Source organism: Kocuria aegyptia (assembly GCF_039530085.1).
Classification (GTDB): domain Bacteria; phylum Actinomycetota; class Actinomycetes; order Actinomycetales; family Micrococcaceae; genus Kocuria; species Kocuria aegyptia.
Genome location: NZ_BAAAOA010000024.1, coordinates 96750 through 116022, shown reverse-complemented (window position 1 = coordinate 116022; position 19273 = coordinate 96750). Strand labels below are relative to the sequence as shown.

16 protein-coding genes are annotated in these 19273 nt (G+C 74.1%); 9 read left to right on the top strand and 7 right to left on the bottom strand.

The genetic code is table 11. The features are described from left to right. Nucleotides 1-255 precede the first annotated feature (255 nt). Entirely contained in the window at nucleotides 256-1797 is a 1542-nt protein-coding gene (locus tag ABD220_RS10765; RefSeq protein ID WP_344122423.1) for a PucR family transcriptional regulator, read from the bottom strand. Between the two features lie 69 nt (nucleotides 1798-1866). Beyond that, nucleotides 1867-3336 (bottom strand): APC family permease, encoded by a 1470-nt coding sequence (locus ABD220_RS10760; RefSeq protein ID WP_344122421.1) that lies wholly within the window; start codon nucleotides 3334-3336, stop codon nucleotides 1867-1869. Nucleotides 3337-3609: 273 nt separating this feature from the next. On the opposite strand from ABD220_RS10760, the gene ABD220_RS10755 reads away from it, so the two are divergent. From ABD220_RS10755 to ABD220_RS10745, 3 genes are all read left to right on the top strand, one after another. Then, nucleotides 3610-3945 (top strand): rhodanese-like domain-containing protein, encoded by a 336-nt coding sequence (locus tag ABD220_RS10755; RefSeq protein ID WP_344122419.1) that lies wholly within the window; start codon nucleotides 3610-3612, stop codon nucleotides 3943-3945. Beyond that, nucleotides 3942-4943 (top strand): prephenate dehydratase, encoded by a 1002-nt coding sequence (gene pheA / locus ABD220_RS10750; protein ID WP_344122417.1) that lies wholly within the window; start codon nucleotides 3942-3944, stop codon nucleotides 4941-4943. The genes ABD220_RS10755 and pheA overlap by 4 nt, the downstream gene beginning before the upstream one ends. 144 nt (nucleotides 4944-5087) lie before the next feature. Next, nucleotides 5088-5414, top strand: coding sequence for a hypothetical protein (locus ABD220_RS10745; protein ID WP_344122415.1), 327 nt, complete (start codon nucleotides 5088-5090; stop codon nucleotides 5412-5414). Between the two features lie 36 nt (nucleotides 5415-5450). On the opposite strand, the gene ABD220_RS10740 is transcribed toward ABD220_RS10745, so the two are convergent. Then, nucleotides 5451-6392 carry a diacylglycerol/lipid kinase family protein gene (locus ABD220_RS10740; RefSeq protein WP_344122413.1) on the bottom strand — a complete coding sequence of 314 codons (942 nt, stop codon included), beginning with the start codon at nucleotides 6390-6392 and terminating at the stop codon, nucleotides 5451-5453. Nucleotides 6393-6551: 159 nt separating this feature from the next. On the opposite strand from ABD220_RS10740, the gene serS reads away from it, so the two are divergent. Together serS and ABD220_RS10730 are read left to right on the top strand one after the other, a co-directional pair. Continuing rightward, the gene (serS, locus tag ABD220_RS10735) at nucleotides 6552-7856 is read left to right on the top strand and encodes a serine--tRNA ligase (protein WP_344122411.1); all 1305 of its coding nucleotides are present in this window, start codon (nucleotides 6552-6554) and stop codon (nucleotides 7854-7856) included. Nucleotides 7857-7930: 74 nt separating this feature from the next. Further along, on the top strand, nucleotides 7931-8932 hold the full coding sequence (locus ABD220_RS10730) for an HAD family hydrolase (protein WP_344122410.1): 1002 nt from the start codon (nucleotides 7931-7933) through the stop codon (nucleotides 8930-8932). 10 nt (nucleotides 8933-8942) lie between these two features. Here ABD220_RS10730 and ABD220_RS10725 read toward each other — a convergent pair whose 3' ends face one another. Then, nucleotides 8943-10367, bottom strand: a complete 1425-nt coding sequence (locus tag ABD220_RS10725) for a dihydrolipoyl dehydrogenase family protein (protein ID WP_344122408.1) — start codon at nucleotides 10365-10367, stop codon at nucleotides 8943-8945. 149 nt (nucleotides 10368-10516) lie between these two features. Between ABD220_RS10725 and ABD220_RS10720 the strand changes: the two genes are divergently transcribed. The 4 genes from ABD220_RS10720 to ABD220_RS10705 are packed head-to-tail and all read left to right on the top strand — an operon-like array spanning nucleotide 10517 to nucleotide 14184. Then, the gene (locus ABD220_RS10720; protein ID WP_344122406.1) at nucleotides 10517-11158 is read left to right on the top strand and encodes an ABC transporter permease; all 642 of its coding nucleotides are present in this window, start codon (nucleotides 10517-10519) and stop codon (nucleotides 11156-11158) included. Continuing rightward, a complete protein-coding gene (locus tag ABD220_RS10715; protein WP_344122404.1) occupies nucleotides 11151-12392 on the top strand; it encodes an ABC transporter ATP-binding protein in 1242 nt (413 codons plus the stop codon). The genes ABD220_RS10720 and ABD220_RS10715 overlap by 8 nt, the downstream gene beginning before the upstream one ends. Next, a complete protein-coding gene (locus tag ABD220_RS10710) occupies nucleotides 12389-13207 on the top strand; it encodes an ABC transporter permease (RefSeq protein ID WP_344122402.1) in 819 nt (272 codons plus the stop codon). The genes ABD220_RS10715 and ABD220_RS10710 overlap by 4 nt, the downstream gene beginning before the upstream one ends. After that, nucleotides 13204-14184, top strand: a complete 981-nt coding sequence (locus tag ABD220_RS10705) for a glycine betaine ABC transporter substrate-binding protein (protein WP_344122400.1) — start codon at nucleotides 13204-13206, stop codon at nucleotides 14182-14184. Before ABD220_RS10710 ends, ABD220_RS10705 begins: the two co-directional genes overlap by 4 nt. On the opposite strand, the gene ABD220_RS10700 is transcribed toward ABD220_RS10705, so the two are convergent. From ABD220_RS10700 to ABD220_RS10690, 3 genes are read right to left on the bottom strand one after another with little or no spacing between them, the layout of a single operon-like run. After that, nucleotides 14142-14804, bottom strand: a complete 663-nt coding sequence (locus ABD220_RS10700) for a hypothetical protein (RefSeq protein WP_425552551.1) — start codon at nucleotides 14802-14804, stop codon at nucleotides 14142-14144. The genes ABD220_RS10705 and ABD220_RS10700 overlap by 43 nt on opposite strands. Before the next feature lie 52 nt (nucleotides 14805-14856). Next, nucleotides 14857-15519: a hypothetical protein gene (locus ABD220_RS10695; RefSeq protein ID WP_344122396.1), complete on the bottom strand. Its 663-nt coding sequence runs from the start codon at nucleotides 15517-15519 to the stop codon at nucleotides 14857-14859. Beyond that, on the bottom strand, nucleotides 15516-19145 hold the full coding sequence (locus tag ABD220_RS10690; RefSeq protein WP_344122394.1) for a TM0106 family RecB-like putative nuclease: 3630 nt from the start codon (nucleotides 19143-19145) through the stop codon (nucleotides 15516-15518). The genes ABD220_RS10695 and ABD220_RS10690 overlap by 4 nt, the downstream gene beginning before the upstream one ends. Between the last annotated feature and the right edge of the window lie 128 nt (nucleotides 19146-19273).

The following is a 19273-nucleotide window of genomic DNA, read 5'->3' as shown; positions in this document are numbered from 1 at the left end:
CGGTGGCCCCGTGCTGCGTCGAAAGGGGTTCGTCGGACGGGCGGGCAACAGCACCGCGCCCGCCCGTCCATCGTAGGACTCCGGACGAGCTCCTCCGCGGGGACGTCGTCACCGTGGGACGCCGAGCCGGGGCGGAGCCGATGTCGAGTGGCCGCCGCGGCCCCTCGACTGCTCCAGGCTAGCGCCGGGAGGACTCAGCAGGGTGCTTAATCTTCAGGGAGTTTTGGTGCACAGTGCACAGGGGGTGACGGCGGACTACGGCGCCGACCGGTCGGGCCGATCGGACAGGCGCAGGGCGATCCACAGCTCCGCGCGCAGCTGCGGGTCGTCCACGGACCGGCCGAGCGCCTCCTCGATCTCCTGCAGCCGCTGCTGGAGGGTGTTGCGGTGGATGCCCAGGGCCCCGGCCGTCCCGCTCCGGTTGCCGTTGTGCGCGAGGAACGTGCGCAGCAGCGGCAGCCGCCCGGCCCGGTCGACAGGGCGCAGCAGCTGCCGGGCCCAGGCCCGGGCCGTCTCGGGCGGCAGGAGACCGGCGACGCCGCCCGCCACGAGGTCGTCCCACGTGCCGACGCGCCGGCGCTCCGTGGTGCGGTCCAGGGCCTCGCGGGCCTCCCGGTCGCTCGCCTCCGTCTCGTGCACGGCCGACGGACCGCCGATGCCGGCCCGCAGTCCGGAGGCCTCGACGGCGGCACGCACCTCGGCCAGCCGCTCCGGGAGGTCCTCCAGCAGCACCGCGGCGGTCTGCTCGCCGTCGGGCTCCGTGGCCGGGGCCCCGACGAGCACGGGTCTCGTGCCGGAGGAGGTGCGCGCCTCGAGGCGCCGCACGCCGTCTCGGAACTCCGCGGCACCACCGCGCAGACGGACCACCCGCACCCGGGGCGCCGTCGACCACGTCGTGTCGTCCGCCACCCCCAGCAGCGCGTCCGCAGAGCGCACCTCGCCGTTGAGCAGGAGGGCGAGGGCTCCGGCGCGGACCCGGCGGCGGAACAGCGCCTGCTCCGCGGCGCGCTCCGCGTGCAGCGAGAGCAGGGCCACGGCGGTCGCGATCACGCCGGTCCGGACGGGGTCGGCCGGGCCGGGCAGGGCCACCACGAGGTAGCTCTGGGGGACGCCGTCCACCCCGAGGGGATGGACGGCCACCGTGCCCGCCGGGCCGGACTCGCTCAGGGACCCGCGCAGCCCGGCCGGGCGCAGCCGGTCGAGGAGCTCGGCGAGCGTCCGGCCCGCGGGCAGCTGGGGCAGTCCGGGGCCGGATCGCTCCACGATCCGGGCGTCCGCCGTGCAGACGCCCGCCCAGCCGCCGCCGAGCACCGGCACCAGCGTGCGGACCACGCGGGCCGGGCCGTCACGGCCCACGGCCGCCCGGGTCAGGCGCCGCTGCTCCGACAGCATCGCCTCGAGGGCGGTGCGTGCCTCGGCCGCCTGCATCTCGGCCGCGGCGCGGATGATGCCCAGGAAGGGCGTGCGCTCGGGCACCCTGAACAGGGTCAGCCCGGAGTCCCGGCACGCGGCGGTGAGAGCGTCCGGCACGTGGAGGTAGGACAGCTGCTCGCCCACGCCCAGGCCCAGTGCCACCACGCCCCGGTCCGTGAGCCGGCGGACGTACTCGGTCCAGGAGTGCGCCCGGGCGGAGGCGTGGATGCCGGTCAGCAGGAGGATCTCACCGCCCTCGAGGTACGGGGTGGGGTCGGCGAGCTCGCTGGTCACCACCCAGCTCACGGGCAGGTCGGTGTCCGCCTCGACGACGGGCTCCAGCCCGAGTCCGGGAAGGCCGAGCACCTGCGCGACCGTGACCATGGGCAGTCCTCCTCCTTCTCGGCGCGCCGGGGACAGCCTAGAGCAGCGGTCCCCGGCGCGGCGGCGGCCTCAGCTGCGCTGCCTGCGGCGCTCGACCTCGGCGACGAGCCGGTGCTCGGCGTCCGGGCCCGGACGGATCCCGGTGGGGATGCGCAGCAGGAACACGAGCCCGAGCAGCCACCACAGCCCGAAGATCGTCCAGGCGGGCGTGCTCAGGAAGGCGGGCATCCCGGGCAGGTACAGGCTGATCAGGGCGAGGCACAGCACGACCGAGAGCACGCCGATCGCCGTGCCGCCGTGGCCGCGGCCGCCGATCCGGAAGGGTCGCTCCATGCCCGGCTCGCGCCGGCGCAGGAGCACGAAGACCACGGAGACCAGGGCGTAGGCGATCACGATGGACGGGGAGCCGGAGTCGACGAGCCAGCCGAGCATCTCCGCGCCGAAGAACGGCGCGACGAAGGACAGGGCGCCCACGAAGAGCAGGGCGTTGGCCGGGGTGCCGTACTTCGGGTGCAGGCGGCCGAACCACTGCGGCACCATCCGGGAGTTGCCCAGCGCCCACAGCAGGCGGGAGGCTCCCATGAGGAGGGAGTTCCAGGAGGTCAGGATGCCGGCGAGGCCGCCGGCGATGAGCAGGTTGGCCACGAGCGTGCTGTCGAAGGCGGAGCCCATGGCGTCGGCCACGGCGATGTCCGCGCCGGAGAGCTCCTCGGCGGACATGGACGCGGAGGTGGTGAGCACGACCATCACGTACCAGGCGGCGGCGAGCAGCACGGAGACGATGATGGTGCCGCCGAGCTGCTTCGGCGGGAGGTGCATCTCCTCCGACACCTGGGGGATGACGTCGAAGCCGACGAACAGGAACGGGACGGTCACGAGCACGAGGAAGAAGCCCGCGGTGCCGGGGGTGAAGAACGGTTCCATGGTGGCCGCGGAGCCCTCGGTGAAGGCGCCGAAGAGCATCATGAGCCCCACGATCAGCAGGAAGAGGATGACGAAGATCTGCACCATGGAGGCGTGCTTGACGCCGCGGATGTTGATCCCGGTGATGAGCAGGGCCGTCAGCGACCCCACCAGCGCCCAGGTCAGGTTCACCTCGAAGCCGGCCACCGTCCACAGCGGGATCTGGCTCAGGCCCGGGAAGATGTACTGCGCGGTGCGGGGCACCGCGACGGCCTCGAACGCCACGATGGTGATGTAGCCGCCGGTGATGGCCCAGGACCCCACGAACGCCCAGCGCGCGCCCATGCCGCGCAGGAGGTAGTTGTGCTCCCCGCCCGCGTACGGCATCGCGGCGACGAGCTCGCCGTAGACCAGGCCGACCACGGCCATGATGATCCCGCCGGTGACGAGGGCCAGCACGGCGCCCATGGTCCCGGCCTCGGCGAGCCAGTCGCCGGTGAGGATGACCCAGCCGAAGCCGATCATCGCGCCGAAGCCGAGGGCGATCGCGTCCAGGCGGCCGAGGACCTTCTTGAAGCCGTGGTCCTCGCGGTCCGGGGCGTCGGGCCCCGTGCTGCGGGGTTCGGTGGTGCTCATGGGAGTTCTTCCTTCTGTCGAGGACCCCGGGACGAGGTGCCAGGTCGGACCCGCCGCACGGCACTCCCGGCGGTGAGGGCACAATTTATACAGGGATTGTTTCGTTCCTGTGCGCCGCCTGGACATCCCGGATCGTCCACGGCGCGCACGGCAGCGTGTCGTGGCCGGCGGAGCCCCGGGCCGGTCGCCGGGCGCGGAGCCGACGCGCCGTCCCCCGTGCCCGAGGACTAGGCTGTTCCGCAGGAACCCGTTCCCGACGAGAGGACCCGGACGATGGACAACCTGGACAACCTGCCCAGCGCCTCGGTGGAGGAGATCCCCGAGGGCGCGCGCGTGCTGGACGTGCGCGAGGACGAGGAGTGGGAGGCCGGGCACATCGAGGGCGCCCAGCACATCCCGCTCCGGCAGCTCCCGGAGCGCTACGGCGAGGTGCCGGTGGACGAGGACGTGTACGTCATCTGCCGCTCCGGCGGGCGGTCCCTCAAGGCGACGGCGTACCTCCAGCAGTACGGCTTCGACCCCATCAACGTCCTGGGCGGCATGGGCGCGTGGATGGACGCCGAGAAGCCGATGGTGTCCGAGACGGGCGAGACCCCGAACGTCCGTTGAGGTACGCCTACCTGGGCCCCGCCGGCACCTTCACCGAGGCGGCTCTGCTGAGCGTGGAGGGTGCCCGGGGGGCCGAGCGCCGCCCCGTGTCCTCCGTGCCCGTGGCGCTCGCGGCCGTCCGTGCCGGGGAGGTCGACGCCGCCATGGTGCCCATCGAGAACTCCGTGGAGGGCGGCGTGACCGCGACCCTCGACGCCGTGGCCACCGGCAGCGAGCTGCGCATCGTCCGCGAGGCGCTGGTGCCCATCAGCTTCGTCCTCGTGGCCGCGCCGGGCACGACGCTCGCCGACGTCCGGCGGGTCTCCACGCACTCCCACGCCTGGGCCCAGGTGCGGGGCTGGATGGACGACCGGCTGCCGGGTGTGGACTACGTCCCGGCGTCCTCCACGGCGGCCGCGGCGCTCGCGCTGCTCCCCGGCGGGACGGAGCGCGAGGAGCCGGCGTCCCGCACCGGCTTCGACGCGGCGGTCTGCTCGCCGGTGGTCGTCGAGCAGCACCCCGAGCTCGAGGTGCTGGCGGCGGACATCGGGGACAACAGGGCCGCCGTCACCCGGTTCGTGCTCGTGGCCCGGCCGGAGGCGCCCCTGCCGCCGCGCACGGGAGCGGACCGGACCACGCTCGTCATCCCCCTGTGGGAGGACCGGGCCGGGGCCCTCATGGAGATCCTGGAGCAGTTCGCGACCCGCGGGGTCAACCTCTCTCGGATCGAGTCCCGGCCCACGGGCAACTTCCTGGGGGAGTACTTCTTCAGCGTGGACGTGGACGGGCACATCCTCGACGCCCGGGTGGCCGACGCCCTCGAGGGGCTGCGCCGCGTCTGTCCCAGCACGCGTTTCCTGGGCTCCTATCCGCGGGCGGACCACAAGGTGGCGACCGTCGCCCGGCACCACTCCGACGGCGCCTTCCGCGAGGCCGAGGCCTGGGTGGCGGCCCTGCAGGGACACCACCGCCCGACCCCGGAGTCCCTGCCCGCACCGGGCTCGGCGGGCCCCGCGTAACGGGAGGACGCGCACGGCACCCCCGCTTGTTAGCAGTTGCGAATACATGCAACATGGGCAGTGCGGGCGCGTCCGTGCCTGCGATCTTCAGCCGGTGTCGATCGACCCCCCGGGTCGGGACCGAGCCCGACCGGAGGTGCCACCATGCCTGCTCCCGCCGCCCGCCGTCTCGCCCTCGCCGCCGCACCGGCCCTCCTGGCCTGCGCGCTCGCCGCTCCGCCGGCCGCTGTGGCCGTGCCGCCCGAGCCCGCCCAGGTGGCCCGTGTCGAGAGCGGCCCGAGCCCCGTCGTCGGCGACCCGCGGGCCGCCGACGCGCTCGAGCTCGTGCCGGCCTCCCGCGTCGTCCAGGAGCCGGGCCCCGCGCTCGCGGAGCGCGGACGGGGCCCGCTCGTGGCCGTGGGGTTGGCCGTGCTCGCCCTCGTGGGCGCGTTCGTGGCGGGCCTGAGCCGCCGGCCCGACGCCGCCGACTGAGCCCAACGGCACCCGGGACCGGGGCGCCGGCGCGGGTCAGTCGCCCTGGGAGGGCGGCACCCGCACGGAGAGCGCGCCCGGGAGGATCTCGGACTCGAACCCGTTGATCAGCCCGGTGCCGTCCCCGTCCATCTGGGACTCGATGGGCTCGTGGAACTCCACGCGCACCTTCTTGGCGGCGAAGAACTCGATCACGGGCAGGTCCCGCCGTTGCCGGAACACGACCTTGGCGGCCATCAACGCCCACTCCAGCGTGCTGCGCGGGGACATCACCACGAGGTCCAGCACGCCGTCGTTGATCTTCGCCTGCGGCACCAGGATCATGCCCGCGGTCAGGATCCCGCAGTTGGCGGCCATCACGGAGCGGACCCGGCGGCTCTGCCACTCGCCGTCGTCGATCCGGAACCGGGCCCACCGCGGGGGCGCGAACAGGTGCCGGACCCCGGCCTCCCCGTAGGCCGCCCAGCCCACCAGCTTCTTCAGCTCGTCCCGGGTGTCCGTCATGATCTGGGCGTCGAAGCCGGCCCCGCCCATGACGCAGAACGCGTGGTCGCGCACCGTCCCGTCCTCGAGCTCCACGCGGAACGTGGCCATGTCGATGGCGCGCTCCGCGCCGAAGAGAGCGATGTCCACGTTGCGGTGCGGATCGCCCAGGTCGGCGCCCAGGTTGCGGGCCAGGAGGTTGCCGGTGCCCAGCGGGATGAGGCCCAGCGGGGTGCCGTGACCGATGAGGGCCTCCGCCACGGCCCGGACGGTGCCGTCGCCGCCGGCGGCGACGATCAGGTCGACGTCCTGCTCGAGCGCTGCCCGGGTCATGGCGGCACCTGGGTCGTCCTCCGCCGTCTCGAGGAACACGGGGTCTGGGAAGCCGCCCTTGCGGCACCCGATCGTGATCGCGTCGCGGGCGACGTCCGCGTCGGCCTTGATCGGATTGATGACGACGGCGACCCGTTTCGGGGCCACTGGAGTGGCGGTCACGGAAGGACTCCTCGGTTCTGCGGCGCCGGGGACCGGTGGCACCGTGCGGTGGGGCGGTGGCCCCGCAGCAGGACGCCGCGGGCCCGGGGCGCCGGGCGGATCGCGATGGGCCTCCACCCTAACCCGGTCGTGTCCCGAGGACTTGGGTACCCTGTCAGGGTGATCGACATCAACGAGCTCCGTGAGAACCCCGACGTCTTCCGTGCCTCGCAGCGCGCCCGCGGAGCGGACGCCTCCCTGATCGACCGGATCCTGGAGGCGGACGTCGAACGCCGCGAGCTGATCACGGCGTACGAGTCCCTGCGGGCCGAGCAGAACGCCTTCGGCAAGCAGGTGGCCCGGGCCCAGGGCGAGCAGAAGCAGGCGCTGCTCGCGCAGGTCAAGGAGCTGGCGGCCCGGGTCAAGGAGGCGCAGGCGGCGTCGGAGGCCGCCCGGGCCCGGCAGGACGAGCTCGTCGCGGTCGTGGACAACCTCGTCCTCGACGGCGTTCCCACGGGCGGTGAGGACGACTACGTCCTGCTCAGGACCGTCGGGGAGCCCCGCGACTTCGCCGCCGAGGGGCTCGAGCCGAAGGACCACCTCGAGATCGGCGAGCTGGTGGACGGCATCGACATGGAACGCGGCTCCAAGGTCTCCGGCGCGCGCTTCTACTTCCTCAAGCGGGACGTCGCCCGGCTCGAGACCGCCCTGCTGCTCATGGGCCAGGACCAGGCCGTGGACAACGGGTTCGTCCCCATGACCACCCCGAACCTCGTGCGCCCCGAGATCATGAGCGGCACGGGCTTCGACGTCTCGCACTCCGACGAGATCTACCACGTGGGCAAGGACGACCTCTACCTCGTGGGCACCTCGGAGGTGCCCCTCGCAGGGTTCCACGCCGACGAGATCCTGGACCTCTCGGACGGCCCGCTGCGCTACGCCGGCTGGTCCTCCTGCTACCGCCGCGAGGCCGGTTCCGGGGGCAGGGACACCCGGGGCATCATCCGCGTGCACCAGTTCAACAAGCTCGAGATGTTCGTCTACTGCTCCCCGGAGGACGCGGAGGCGGAGCACGCGCGGATGCTCGCGTGGGAGGAGGAGATGCTCGCCAAGTGCGAGCTCGCCTACCGGGTGATCGACACCGCCGCCGGGGACCTCGGCACCTCCGCGGCCCGCAAGTTCGACTGCGAGGCGTGGGTGCCCACCCAGGGCAAGTACCGGGAGCTGACCTCGACCTCGAACTGCACCACCTACCAGGCGCGGCGTCTCAACATCCGGGAGCGGCTGCCCGAGACCACGGACGCCGCCGGCCGGGTCCGCAAGGGCGGCACCCGCACGGTGGCCACTCTCAACGGCACGCTGGCGACCACCCGCTGGCTGGCCGCCATCCTCGAGACCCACCAGCAGGCCGACGGGTCGGTGCGCATCCCCGAGGCGCTGCGGCCCTACCTGCGCGGCCAGGAGATCATCCCCGTCCGTCGCTGAGCCGCCCGGCGCCGTTCGGCTCCCGTTCAGCTCACATCGAAATCCCGGCCATCTCGTCGGTGTGATGTGGCACCATGTCCCGCATGACAAAAGAAAAGACCGCTGGCACCGAGGACCAGCACGAACTCGTCGGCATCAACTCCACCGTCCCGCTGAAGGTCGAGCACTCGGAAGACCTCAGCGACACGGCCGGCGGCACCACCGCGCCCGCGCGCTCCGCCGCGGACGTCCGGATCCCCCTCAAGGTCCAGCCTCCCCGCTCGAACGGGTGGAAGAAGGAGGCGGGCGTCCAGTACCTGGTGGCCCTCGACGTCGACGGAACGCTCGTCGACCACGACGGCCACATGTCCCGGACGGTGCGCGAGGCCGCCGCCGCCGTGCTCGAGGCCGGTCACCACGTGGTCATCTCCACCGGCCGCTCCAAGGGGGCGACCCTGCCCGTGGTCGAGCTCATCGGCCAGGAGCGCGGCTACGCCGTGTGCTCCAACGGCGGCATGACGCTCGAGCTGGACCCGGAGCTGCCGGAGTACCACCGGGTGCTCGAGTGCGTCTCCTTCGACCCGGGCCAGGCCCTCGAGGCCCTCGAGCAACGCCTGCCCACCGCGAAGTTCGCCCTCGAGACCGAGGACGGGTCCTTCTACTCCACGGAACGCTTCCAGGACGCGTCCTTCGGCATCGAGGCGATCGGCGTGGACCTGCACCAGCTGGCGCGGATGCAGGCCGTGCGCATGGTGGTGTACAGCACCGAGCACACCCCGGAGGAGTTCGCCCTGGCGATCGACGAGGCCGGGCTGCACGGCGTGACCTACTCCGTGGGCTGGAGCGCCTGGCTGGACATCGCCGCCAACGGCGTCTCCAAGGCCAGCGCCCTGGAGCAGATCCGGCGCCGGCTCGGCGTGGACCCGTCCCACACGGTCGCCGTCGGGGACGGCCGCAACGACATCGAGATGCTCGACTGGGCCGCCCGCGGCGTGGCCATGGGCCAGTCCCCGGACGAGGTCGCGGCCGCGTGCCACGAGGTGACGCACACGGTCTACGAGGACGGCGTGGCCCGCGTGCTGCGCTCGCTGCTCTGAGGACCGCGGGTCACAGCCCGTACTCCTCGAGCAGCCGCAGCCACACCTCGCTGACGGTGGGGAAGACGGGCACCGCGTGCCACAGCCGCTCCAACGGCACCTCGCCGACCACGGCGACGGTCGCCGCGTGCAGCAGCTCGGTCACGTCCGGGCCGGCGAAGGTCGCTCCCACCACGGTCCGGCGCCGCCGGTCGACCACCAGCTGGGCCCAGCCGCGGTAGTCGTCGCGGTGCAGGAACGCCCCGGCCACGTCGATGGCGTGCTCCACGACGTCCACCTCCAGGCCGTCCTCGCGGGCCTGCTCGGCGGAACGGCCCACCGAGGCCACCGCGGGGTCGGTGAAGACGACCTGCGGCACGGCACACCCGTCGGCCGTGGACGCGAACGGGGACCACGGGGGCGGGGGCGCCGTCAGCCGGCCGGTCGCGCGGGCCACGACCGCGTCCGCGACGGCGCGTGCCTGGTACTTCCCCTGGTGGGTCAGCAACGGCCCGCCCGCCGCGTCCCCGGCCGCGTAGAGCCAGGCGCCCTCCGCGCCCGCCACCAGGCCCGAGCGGTCGACCTGCAGCGCATCGGGGTCCAGGCCGAGCTCCTCGAGTCCCAGGCCCGCCAGGGCGGGCCGCCGCCCCGTGCTCACCAGCAGCCGCTGCGCGGAGACGGTCCCGCCGCCCTCGAGCACGAGCTCGACGCCGCCGGCGCCGGACCGGACCCGCTCCGTGGCCCGTCCCTCCACGAGCGTGACCCCCTCGGCGTCCAGGGCCTCGCGGACCAGCCGCGCGGCCGGGGGCGGGAAGGAGCTCAGCAACCGGCTGCGGGCGACCACCGTGACCCGGGAGCCCATCCGGGCGAAGGCCTGCGCGAGCTCGGTGCCGGCCACACCCCCGCCGAGCACCGCGAGGGACCCGGGGACCTCCTGCGCGGCGGTGGCGTCCCGCGTGCCCCAGAACGGCACGTCCGCCAGACCCGGGACCGGCGGCACGACGGGGCGCGAGCCCGTGGCCAGCACCACGGCGTGGCGGGCCTCCAGCATCCGGACGCCGCCGTCCCCGGCAGTGACCCGGACCCGCCGGGGCCCGGCCAGAGCGCCCCGGCCCCGGACCAGGTCCGCGCCGACCCCGGCCAGCCAGTCGACCTGGCCGGTGTCGTCCCAGTGGGCCGCGAACCCGTCGCGGCGGCGCAGCACCGCTGCCGCGTCCAGCGGGCCGGTGACAGCCTCCGCCGCCCCGGCCACGGCGCGGGCGGCCCCGACGGCCGCGCCCGGGCGCAGCAGCGCCTTCGACGGCGTGCACGCCCAGTAGGAGCACTCCCCGCCGACGAGCCCGGCCTCGACGAGCACGGCGCTCAGTCCGCCCCGCAGCACGCGGCCGACCGCGTTCTCGCCGACGGGTCCACCGCCGATCACCACGACGTCGTACGTGTCCCGGGGCTCCGTCATGGCCCGAGTCTGCCAACCCGCACGCCGCCGGACAACGGCTCCGGCAGCGCTCCGGCGCATGTGAGCTGCGTCACTTGCATGAAAGCGGAGTGATAACCTTGTCGGCAGACCGGGTGACCACGTCATCGACGACGACCGAAAGGCGTGCCGTGATCGAGTACGTGTCCGACCGGTGGGAGCAGATCCTCTTCGCCAGCTGGCAGCACTTCTCCCTGGTGGTCCAGTGCCTGGTCCTGGCCACGGTCCTCGCGGTGGCGCTCGCGGCACTGTGCTACCGCTCGCACCGGCTCACGACCGTGGCCGACAACGTCTCGGCCGTGGGGCTGACCATCCCGTCCTTCGCGCTCATCGGCCTGCTGATCGCCCCGCTGGGCTTCGGGGTGACCCCCGCGGTCGTCGTGGTCACCTTCTTCGCCGTCCTCCCCGTGTTGCGCAACGCCCTCGTCGGACTCGCCGGGGTCCCGCCGGCCACCGTCGAGGCAGCCCGCGGGCTCGGCATGAGCCGGGCGGCGACCTTCCTGCGTGTGGAGCTGCCGATGGCCTGGCCGGTCATCCAGGCCGGCATGCGGGTCTCGGCGCAGATGGTGATGGGCGTGGCCGCCATCGCCGCCTACGTGCTCGGCCCGGGCCTGGGCGGGTTCATCTTCTCCGGTCTGTCGCGACTCGGGGGCGCCAACTCCTTCGCGTCGGTCGTCACCGGCGTGGTCGCCGTCGTCGTCGTCGCACTCATTCTGGACGGGCTGCTCGTGCTGCTCGGCCGACTCACCACATCGCGAGGTATCCGTGTCTGACTCCGTGAGCACCCCCCGTACCGACTCCTCCGTCACCGGGGCCCGGATCCTGCTCGAGAACGTCTCCAAGCGCTATCCCGGGCAGGCCAAGGCCGCGGTGGACGGCCTGACGCTCGAGATCCCCGCGGGCAGCATCGTCATGCTCGTGGGCCCCTCCGGCTGCGGCAAGACGACCACGCTGAAGATGATCAACCGGCTCATCGAGCCCACCGACGGGCGGATCGTCATCGGCGGCCAGGACGTGACCTCGATGAACGGCGACGAGCTGCGCCGGGGCATCGGCTACGTCATCCAGGCGGGCGGGCTGTTCCCGCACATGAGCGTGGCCACCAACATCGGCATGGTCCCGAAGATGCTCGGCTGGGACAAGAAGCTCATCGCCGACCGCGTGGACGAGCTGCTCGAACTCGTCTCCCTCGACCCCGCCGTCTACCGCGACCGGTACCCCCGCGAGCTCTCCGGCGGACAGCAGCAGCGCGTCGGCGTGGCCCGGGCCCTGGCCGCGGACCCGCCCGTGCTGCTCATGGACGAGCCGTTCGGGGCCGTGGACCCGATCACCCGCCAGCGGCTCCAGGACGAGCTCATCAACATCCAGCACGAGCTGCAGAAGACCATCGTGTGCGTGACCCACGATTTCGACGAGGCGGTCAAGCTCGGCGACTGGATCGCGGTCTTCGACGAGGGCGCCCGGATCGTCCAGTACGACGCCCCGGAGCGCGTCCTGGCCGAGCCGGCGGACCAGTTCGTGGAGGACTTCATCGGCTCGGGCGCGGGCCTCAAGCAGCTCACCCTCACCCGGGTCCGGGAGGTCGACCTCGTCCCCGCGGTGACCACCCGCCCCGGAGAGGACGTCCGGACGGTGCTCGGGCGGATCGACGAGGCGGGCACCCGGGACGTCGTCGTCGTCGACGACCGCGGCCGGCCGCTGTCCTGGCCCTCCCTGCGGCAGCTCGAGCGCTTCGAGACCGTCCCCGGGGAGCGCAACGACCGCCTGCCCCTGGTCGGCACGGGCGCCACGCTCAACGACGCGCTGGACACGATGCTCGTCTCCAGCACGGGGGCCGCGCTCGTCGTGGGGGCACGGGACCGGTTCGAGGGCGTCATCTACGTCGAGACGGTCATGGCCGCGATCACCGAGGCCCGCCGGGCCGTGGCCGCCGAGGACTCGCCCCTCGGCCACAACACGGGCGAGATGCCCGCGGTGGGCGCGAGCCCGGGAGGCGGGGACCGATGAGCACGCAGACCGAGCGACCCGCCGCGGAGCAGGACCCCGGCGACACCGGTGACGCCACCCGGGCCCGCCCGTCCCTGGCGGAACCGGACCAGCGCACCTGGAAGGGCCTGCTCCTGCAGCCCCTGGCGATCCTCGTGGCGCTGGGCCTGCTCGTGCTGTGGCTGTCCACGGCGGAGCTGACCGAGACGGAGGCCGTGACCCTGAGCCCCGCGTCGCTGTGGAACTACACCGTGCAGCACCTGCAGCTGACGGTCGTGGCCACGGTGGTGGTCCTGCTCATCGCGATCCCGGTCGGCGTCCTCCTGACCCGGAAGCCACTGCGCTTCCTCACCGGCCCGGTGATCGCGCTGGCGAACATCGGCCAGGCGGCCCCCGCCGTGGGCCTCATCGTCCTGTTCGCCTTCTGGTTCGGCTTCGGCTTCCGGGCGGCCGTGGTCGCCCTGATCGTCTACGCGATCCTGCCCGTCCTGAGGAACACCATGGTCGGTCTCGACGGCGTGGACCGCAGCCTCGTCGAGGCCGGGCGCGGCATGGGGATGAGCGCCGCCTCGGTCCTGCTCCGCGTGGAGCTGCCACTGGCCGTGCCGGTCATGCTGGCCGGCGTGCGCACCGCCCTGATCCTCGTGGTCGGCACCGCGACCCTGGCCACGTTCGTCAACGGCGGCGGGCTCGGTCTGCTGATCACCACCGGGGTCAACCTCAACCTCGTGCGGGTGCTGATCGCCGGCTCGATCCTCGTGGCGCTGCTCGCGCTCGCCATCGACTGGATCGGCCGCGTGGTGGAGCACGTCGCGCGCCCGAAGGGACTGCGATGAGGACCTCCCGTGCTGCCGGCGGCGCCCTGCTGATCGCCGGCGCCGGCCTGCTCCTGACGGGCTGCGGACTCGAGCCCTCCACGGCGTACGTGCCCGCCGCCGAGCCCGGTTCCATCGAGCCGGTCGCGGGCGCCGAAGGCACGGAGGTGCGGGTGACGTCCAAGAACTTCACCGAACAGCTCGTCCTCGGCAAGGTCGGGGTGCTGGCCGTGCAGGCGGCAGGCTTCGAGACGGAGGACATCACCAACGTCCCCGGCTCCCAGCCCGTGCGGGAGCTCATGCTCACCGGGGACGCCGACCTCACGTTCGAGTACACCGGCACGGCGTGGCTGACGTACATGGGCGAGGAGACCGGCATCCCGGACCAGCAGGAGCAGTGGCGGGCCGTGTACGACGCGGACCTCGACAACGGGCTGACGTGGGGCGCCCCGGCGGCCCTCAACAACACCTACGCCATGGCCGTGCGTTCCGAGTACGCCGAGGCCAACGGACTGGAGACGGTCTCGGACATCACGAACCTGCCGGTGGCGGAGCGGACGTTCTGCGTGGAGTCGGAGTTCAACTCCCGCAGCGACGGGCTCACCCCCCTGCTCGCCCACTACGACCTGGACCGCGGCAGCGAGGTGCCCGAGGGCAACATCGGCATCTACGACACCGGCGCCATCTACTCGGCCACGGACGACGGCGAGTGCAACATCGGCGAGGTCTTCTCCACGGACGGCCGCATCCCGGCGCTCGACCTCACCGTCCTCGAGGACGACCGGCAGTTCTTCCCCGCCTACAACGCCGCCCCGGTCTTCAACACCGAGCTGCTGGACGAGTTCCCCGAACTCGAGCAGGTCCTGGAACCGGTCGCCGCGGCGCTGACCGACGACGTCATGCAGGAGCTCAACCGGCAGGTGGACGTCGAGGGACGGGACCCGGCCGACGTCGCCTACGAGTGGATGCTCTCCGAGGGGTTCCTCGTGGAGCCGTGAGCCCCGCCCGCAGACCAGTCCTGGTCCGGCTCGCACAGGCCCAGCAGCCGGGCCGCCGCGGGGCGGGCGTCCTGCTCCTCCTGCCACAGGGAGCGAGCCACCGCCTTGGAGACCGCCTGCGGGGAGATGCCGAGCTCGGCGGCCACGACCTTCTGCTGGCCGCGGGCCCCGGGCACGAGCAGGTCGACCACCCGCCACTCCGCGTCGCTGCGCTCCGCCACGATCCGGCCCAGCAGCCGCAGCACGGCCTGCGCCTGCGCCGCGGCCGGCGCGTCGTCGGCGGCCACGTGCACCGGCGCCCGCCCGGCGGCGGCCTCGGCGGCTCGGCGCGCGTGCGCCGTCCCGGGGCCGTCGGCGCGCAGGCCCGTCCGGCCCTCGGAGTCGGTCGCCGTCTCGAGCCGGACCGGTCCCACCCCGATCCCCACGCTCCAGGCCGCGCCGCGCAGCCCGGCGAGCGCGGCCGCGACCGCGGCGCCGGGGTCGGCGGTGATGCCCTGGACGGCGTGGGCCCGGGCGCGCTGGAACGGCACCACGGTCTCGAGCTCCGCGAGGCGGCGCAGGAGGCCCGGCACGAGGTCGCCGGCCTCGCGGCGGCGCTGGTCCAGGGTCACGACGTACACGGTCCCAGTATCGGGCACGGGGGCCGCGGGGGAGCGGGGGCGCGGCGGGGGCTCACTCCCAGAACCGCGGTTCGATGTCGACGCCCTGCACGATGAGCTCGTCCTCCAGGGGCTCCCGGCACACCACGGGCAGGCGCAGGCAGCCGATGCGGTCGTCGGGGCCGAAGTAGGCGGTGAGCCGGTCGAAGCCCTGCCGGAACGGTGCCAGCTCCTTGGCCGTGGCGGCGACCTCCGCCAGGTCGGCGTCGGAGCCGAGCACCCAGAAGGAGTCCGGGTCGGTCAGCTGGAGCAGTCCTACGGGCGCCCCGGCGTCGTTGTTCTCGGTGCCGGCCCAGCCCGGGGTCCGCAGCCACCCGCCCGGTGCCGCCGCACCCAGGGCCGGCGCCAGGGGGTCGTACTCCCACGCCCGGGCCCGCTGCAGCCACGGGGGTGGCGCCGGGAGGTAGAGCGGGCCGTCGAGGTCCACGGGCCACCGGGCGCCGGCGAACGCCCCGGCGTCCACACGGTCCCAGAACTGCGCCGCGGTGAGGTCGGTGCCCACGCTGTTGAGCGCCGCCCCGGGATCGTCCTGCCGCATGCCGTGCCAGTAGGTGGGGCGGGTCGGGACGTCGGCGCGCCGCAACAGGGCGTCCAGCTCCTCCAGGTGGGCGGGCTCACCGAGCACGACCGTCCTGGACTCGAAGTGCAGGACGTAGGGCACGCGCTCCGGGCTCACGGCAGCCCCGCGGTCCGTCCGCGGCGGCACAGCCGCGTGAAGCGGCCGAGCACCTGCAGCGCCTCCGGCGTGGCGGGCAGGTAGTCCGTCAGGGCGGGGGAGCGCACCACCACGGCGCACCACTGCCCCCGGGAGACCGCCACGTTGAGCCGGTGCGGGGAGAGCAGGAACTCCATGCCGCGCGGGCCGTCGGCGGCGGAGGCGGCCATGGACACGATCACCACGGGGGCCTCCTGACCCTGGAAGCGGTCGACGGTGCCCACCCGGACCCCGCCGCCGTCCTCGTCCCGCAGGCCCGCGGCGGTGAGCTCCCGGCCGATGAGCTCGACCTGGGCGTTGTACGCGGCCACCACGAGCACGTCCTCGGGCGCCAGTGCCACCGGGGGGACCCCCGGGCCGGCGCGCCAAGGCGTGCCGACGAACCCGTGGACCAGCTCCACGACGCGCACGGCCTCCTCGGGGGAGGCCGTGCGGTTGCCGGTGTGCTCGACGTAGCAGGTGTGCAGGCCCGGGGCCACGCCGGTGAGCTCACGGCGGCTCGCGGCCGCGGCGGACCCGAGCCGCCCCGCGTAGGAGAGCTCGGAGACCGGTGCGCACAGCTCCGGGTGCATCCGCCAGGTGCGGTCCAGGAAGTAGCCGTGCTCGGCGGGCAGCGTGGGCGCCCCGCGGGAGAGCCAGCCCAGCGCCGACTCGTCCACGGGCAGGGGGTGGGTGCCCTGCGAGACCTGCGGCAGCTGCTGCGGGTCTCCCAGCAGCAGCAGGCGCCGCGCGGCGCGGGACACGGCCAGGGTGTTGGCCAGCGAGTACTGTCCGGCCTCGTCGACGACGAGCAGGTCCAGGGCCTCGTCCTCGAGGTGCTTGGCGTTGGAGAAGTCCCACGCGGTGCCGCCCACCACGGCGCCGCCGTCCGCCAGGAACGCCGCGAAGTCCTTCCCGGGGATCTCGCGCCAGGGCGCCTCCCGGTCCGCGGGTCGGCCGGAGGGCGGCTTCTTGCCGACGCGCTCGGGGGCGACCCCGCCCTTCTCGAGCACCCCGGTGAGGAGGTTCTCGACGACGGCGTGGGACTGCGCGACCACGCCGATCCGCCAGCCGGACGCCACGAGCCGGCCGATCACGTGGGAGCCGAGGAACGTCTTGCCGCTGCCGGGAGGCCCCTGGACGGCGAGGAAGCTGCGGTCCACGGAGCGCAGGGCCCGCACCACGGCGTCGATCGTGCCGTCGGGACCGTCGTGCGGGCGGGGCAGGGCGCCGCCGTCCGCCGGTCGCGGCGCGCGGCGCCGGAGCAGCTCGATGCCCGGCTGCCCGGGCAGCCCGGGCAGGGCGTCGGCCGTGCGCGCGGCGAGGGCCTGCAGGGACTCCTCGAGGGAGCGCGTGGCGATCGGCTGGGCCGGGCCCAGCGCGATCGGCAGCTCCGCCCAGGGCTCGGGGGCCGGGGCGTCCCGCGGTGTCCTCAGCCGTTCGCGCACGGTGAGCACCGCCGTGCCGTCCTCGTGCTCCTCGAGGTCCTCCAGCACGGCGGTCCAGTCCCCGGCGCGTCCGCTGCCGCGCGGCGCGGCGTCCTCGGCGAGGTGCGCGGGGACAGGGGCCCCGTACATCAGGAACAGCCCGGCGGTGCCCGGCTTCGGGGTGGAGCCCTCGCCGAACCGGCCCGCGAGGCGCAGGAGCCGGGTGGGTGCGGCGCTGCTGCGCTTGGCCGGGTCCTTCGCCCAGTCCTCGAGCACCTCCGCGCGCCGGACCACGAACACGTCGCGCGTGTCCTCCCAGTCCTCCACGGGGCCCTCGAGGCGGTCGAAGTGGGACCACCAGTACTGCTTGCGCTCGCGCCGGTGGTAGCCGGTGGCCGAGGCGACCATCGCGACGGCCGTGCGCTGCTCCTCCGTCAGGGCGTCCCGCGCCGCCGGGTCGTCCAGGTGCTCGTGCAGGCGCTGCTCGGCACCCGTCATCCCGGCGTCCGGCAGCTCCTCGGGCAGCTCGAGCCGCTCCTGGGCGGGGCGCGGCGGGTGGTCCGCCGGATCCGGGGAGATCCCGGCGAGGCCCAGCAGCCAGTCCCGCAGCCGCAGGGTCGAGAGGCAGTCGTACGCGTTGTAGTCGGCGATCCCGGCCAGCAGCCGCTCCGCGGCGTCCGCCCGTCCGGCCGCCCGGGCCGTGCACCAGTCGGCGTAGGCGACCACCGACGCCCCGGCGTCCACGACGTCCCCGGTGCGCAGGTGCTCGCCCATGTAGAGCGGCTCCAGCTTCTTGATGGAGTACGAGCTCTCCGACAGCCGCAGGCTCCCCCGCACGGTGTCGTAGAGGTCCACCAGGACGTTCTCGCGCAGCAGCTCGTCCACGGCGTCCTCGCCCACTGCGTGCACCAGGGAGAGCCGGCGCAGGGCCGCCTTCTCGTAGTTGGCGTAGTGGTACACGTGCATCCCGGGAAAGTGCCGGCGCCGCTCGGCCACGTAGTCCAGGAACGCCCGCAGCGCGTCCCGCTCCTGGGCGCGGGAGTGCGCCCAGAACGGCCGGAAGACGGGGGTGGCGCCGGGCCCGGGGGGCTGCTCGACGACGCCGAACAGGTACTCGAGCCCCCAGGACGTCGGATCCTCGGGGTCCTGCCACAGCGGATCGCCCTCGAAGTCGAAGAACACGTCCCCGGCGTCGGGGGCGGGCAGCCGCCGCACCGGGTCCGCGGCCGTGACCCGGTAGGCGATCCGGCGGGTGCCTCCGTCCTCCGGGTACTCGACCGCGCCGTCCTCCCCGCCCCGGCCGGTCTGCATGGCCGCCTGGTCCCGTAGCCGCCGCACCGCGGCGGGGAGCTGCCCGTCCTCCAGCACTGCGAGCTCGTCGACGGTGCGCACCCCGTGCCGGTCGCGCAACGTACGGCGCATCCGCACGGACAGGCCCGCCGTCAGCAGCAGGTCCTGGTGCTCGGCGACGGCCCGGGCGCAGTGCTCGCACCGGCCGCAGCGGGCGACGTCGTCTTCCTGCCAGTCCACCGGCCCGGTCCGCGCCCGGTGGGCGGTGGCGGCGGCGACGAACCGCTCCCGGCGCTCGCGGTAGACCGCCAGGTGCTCGGAGACGGGGAAGACCGCCTCCCGCCGGTCGCCGAGGACCAGGGTGACGTCGGGAGCCACGTCCACCCCGGCGCGCTCCAGCTGGTCGGCGTAGGCCGCGAGCTGGAGCAGGGCGGTGACCTTGGCGTGCCGGGCGAGCTTGGTGTCGTGCACCGCGTACGCGCCGTCCGGGCGGCGGACGAGGAAGTCGGCGCGGCCGTGGAACCCGCCGTCGAAGAAGGAGGCCTGGAAGACCACGTCGGCCCCCGCGCGCAGGGCGCCCAGCGACTCGGCGTGCTTGGCGGTCAGCTCGTCCCGGTCCATGCGCCGGACCGGCTCGACCTCGTGCACGCCCCGCCCGGTCGCCGCGTCCCAGGGGCCGAACGCCGCCAGGTGCGCGGCCAGGACCCGGTGCTCGTGGGCGTCGCCCAGCGCGGCCGTGCGGGCGAGCATCGCATCCCGCTCCGGGGCCCGGCGGGGCGCCCGGCCCAGCTTCTCGTCCAGGACGCACAGGCTCGCGTAGGGGCACTCGGCCGCGCGCACGAGATCGCTCGCGGAGAAGACGAGATCCGCCTCGGGGCCCAGCAGGAACATGTACGTCCTTCCCACGGCACCGGGGCCGTCCCGGGTCCGCGTCCATCGAACCACAGGGACCGGACGTCACAAGCAGGGCGAGACCGGCGGCGCAGGACGGGGATCGGCCGGCAGGTCCTCGGACCTGC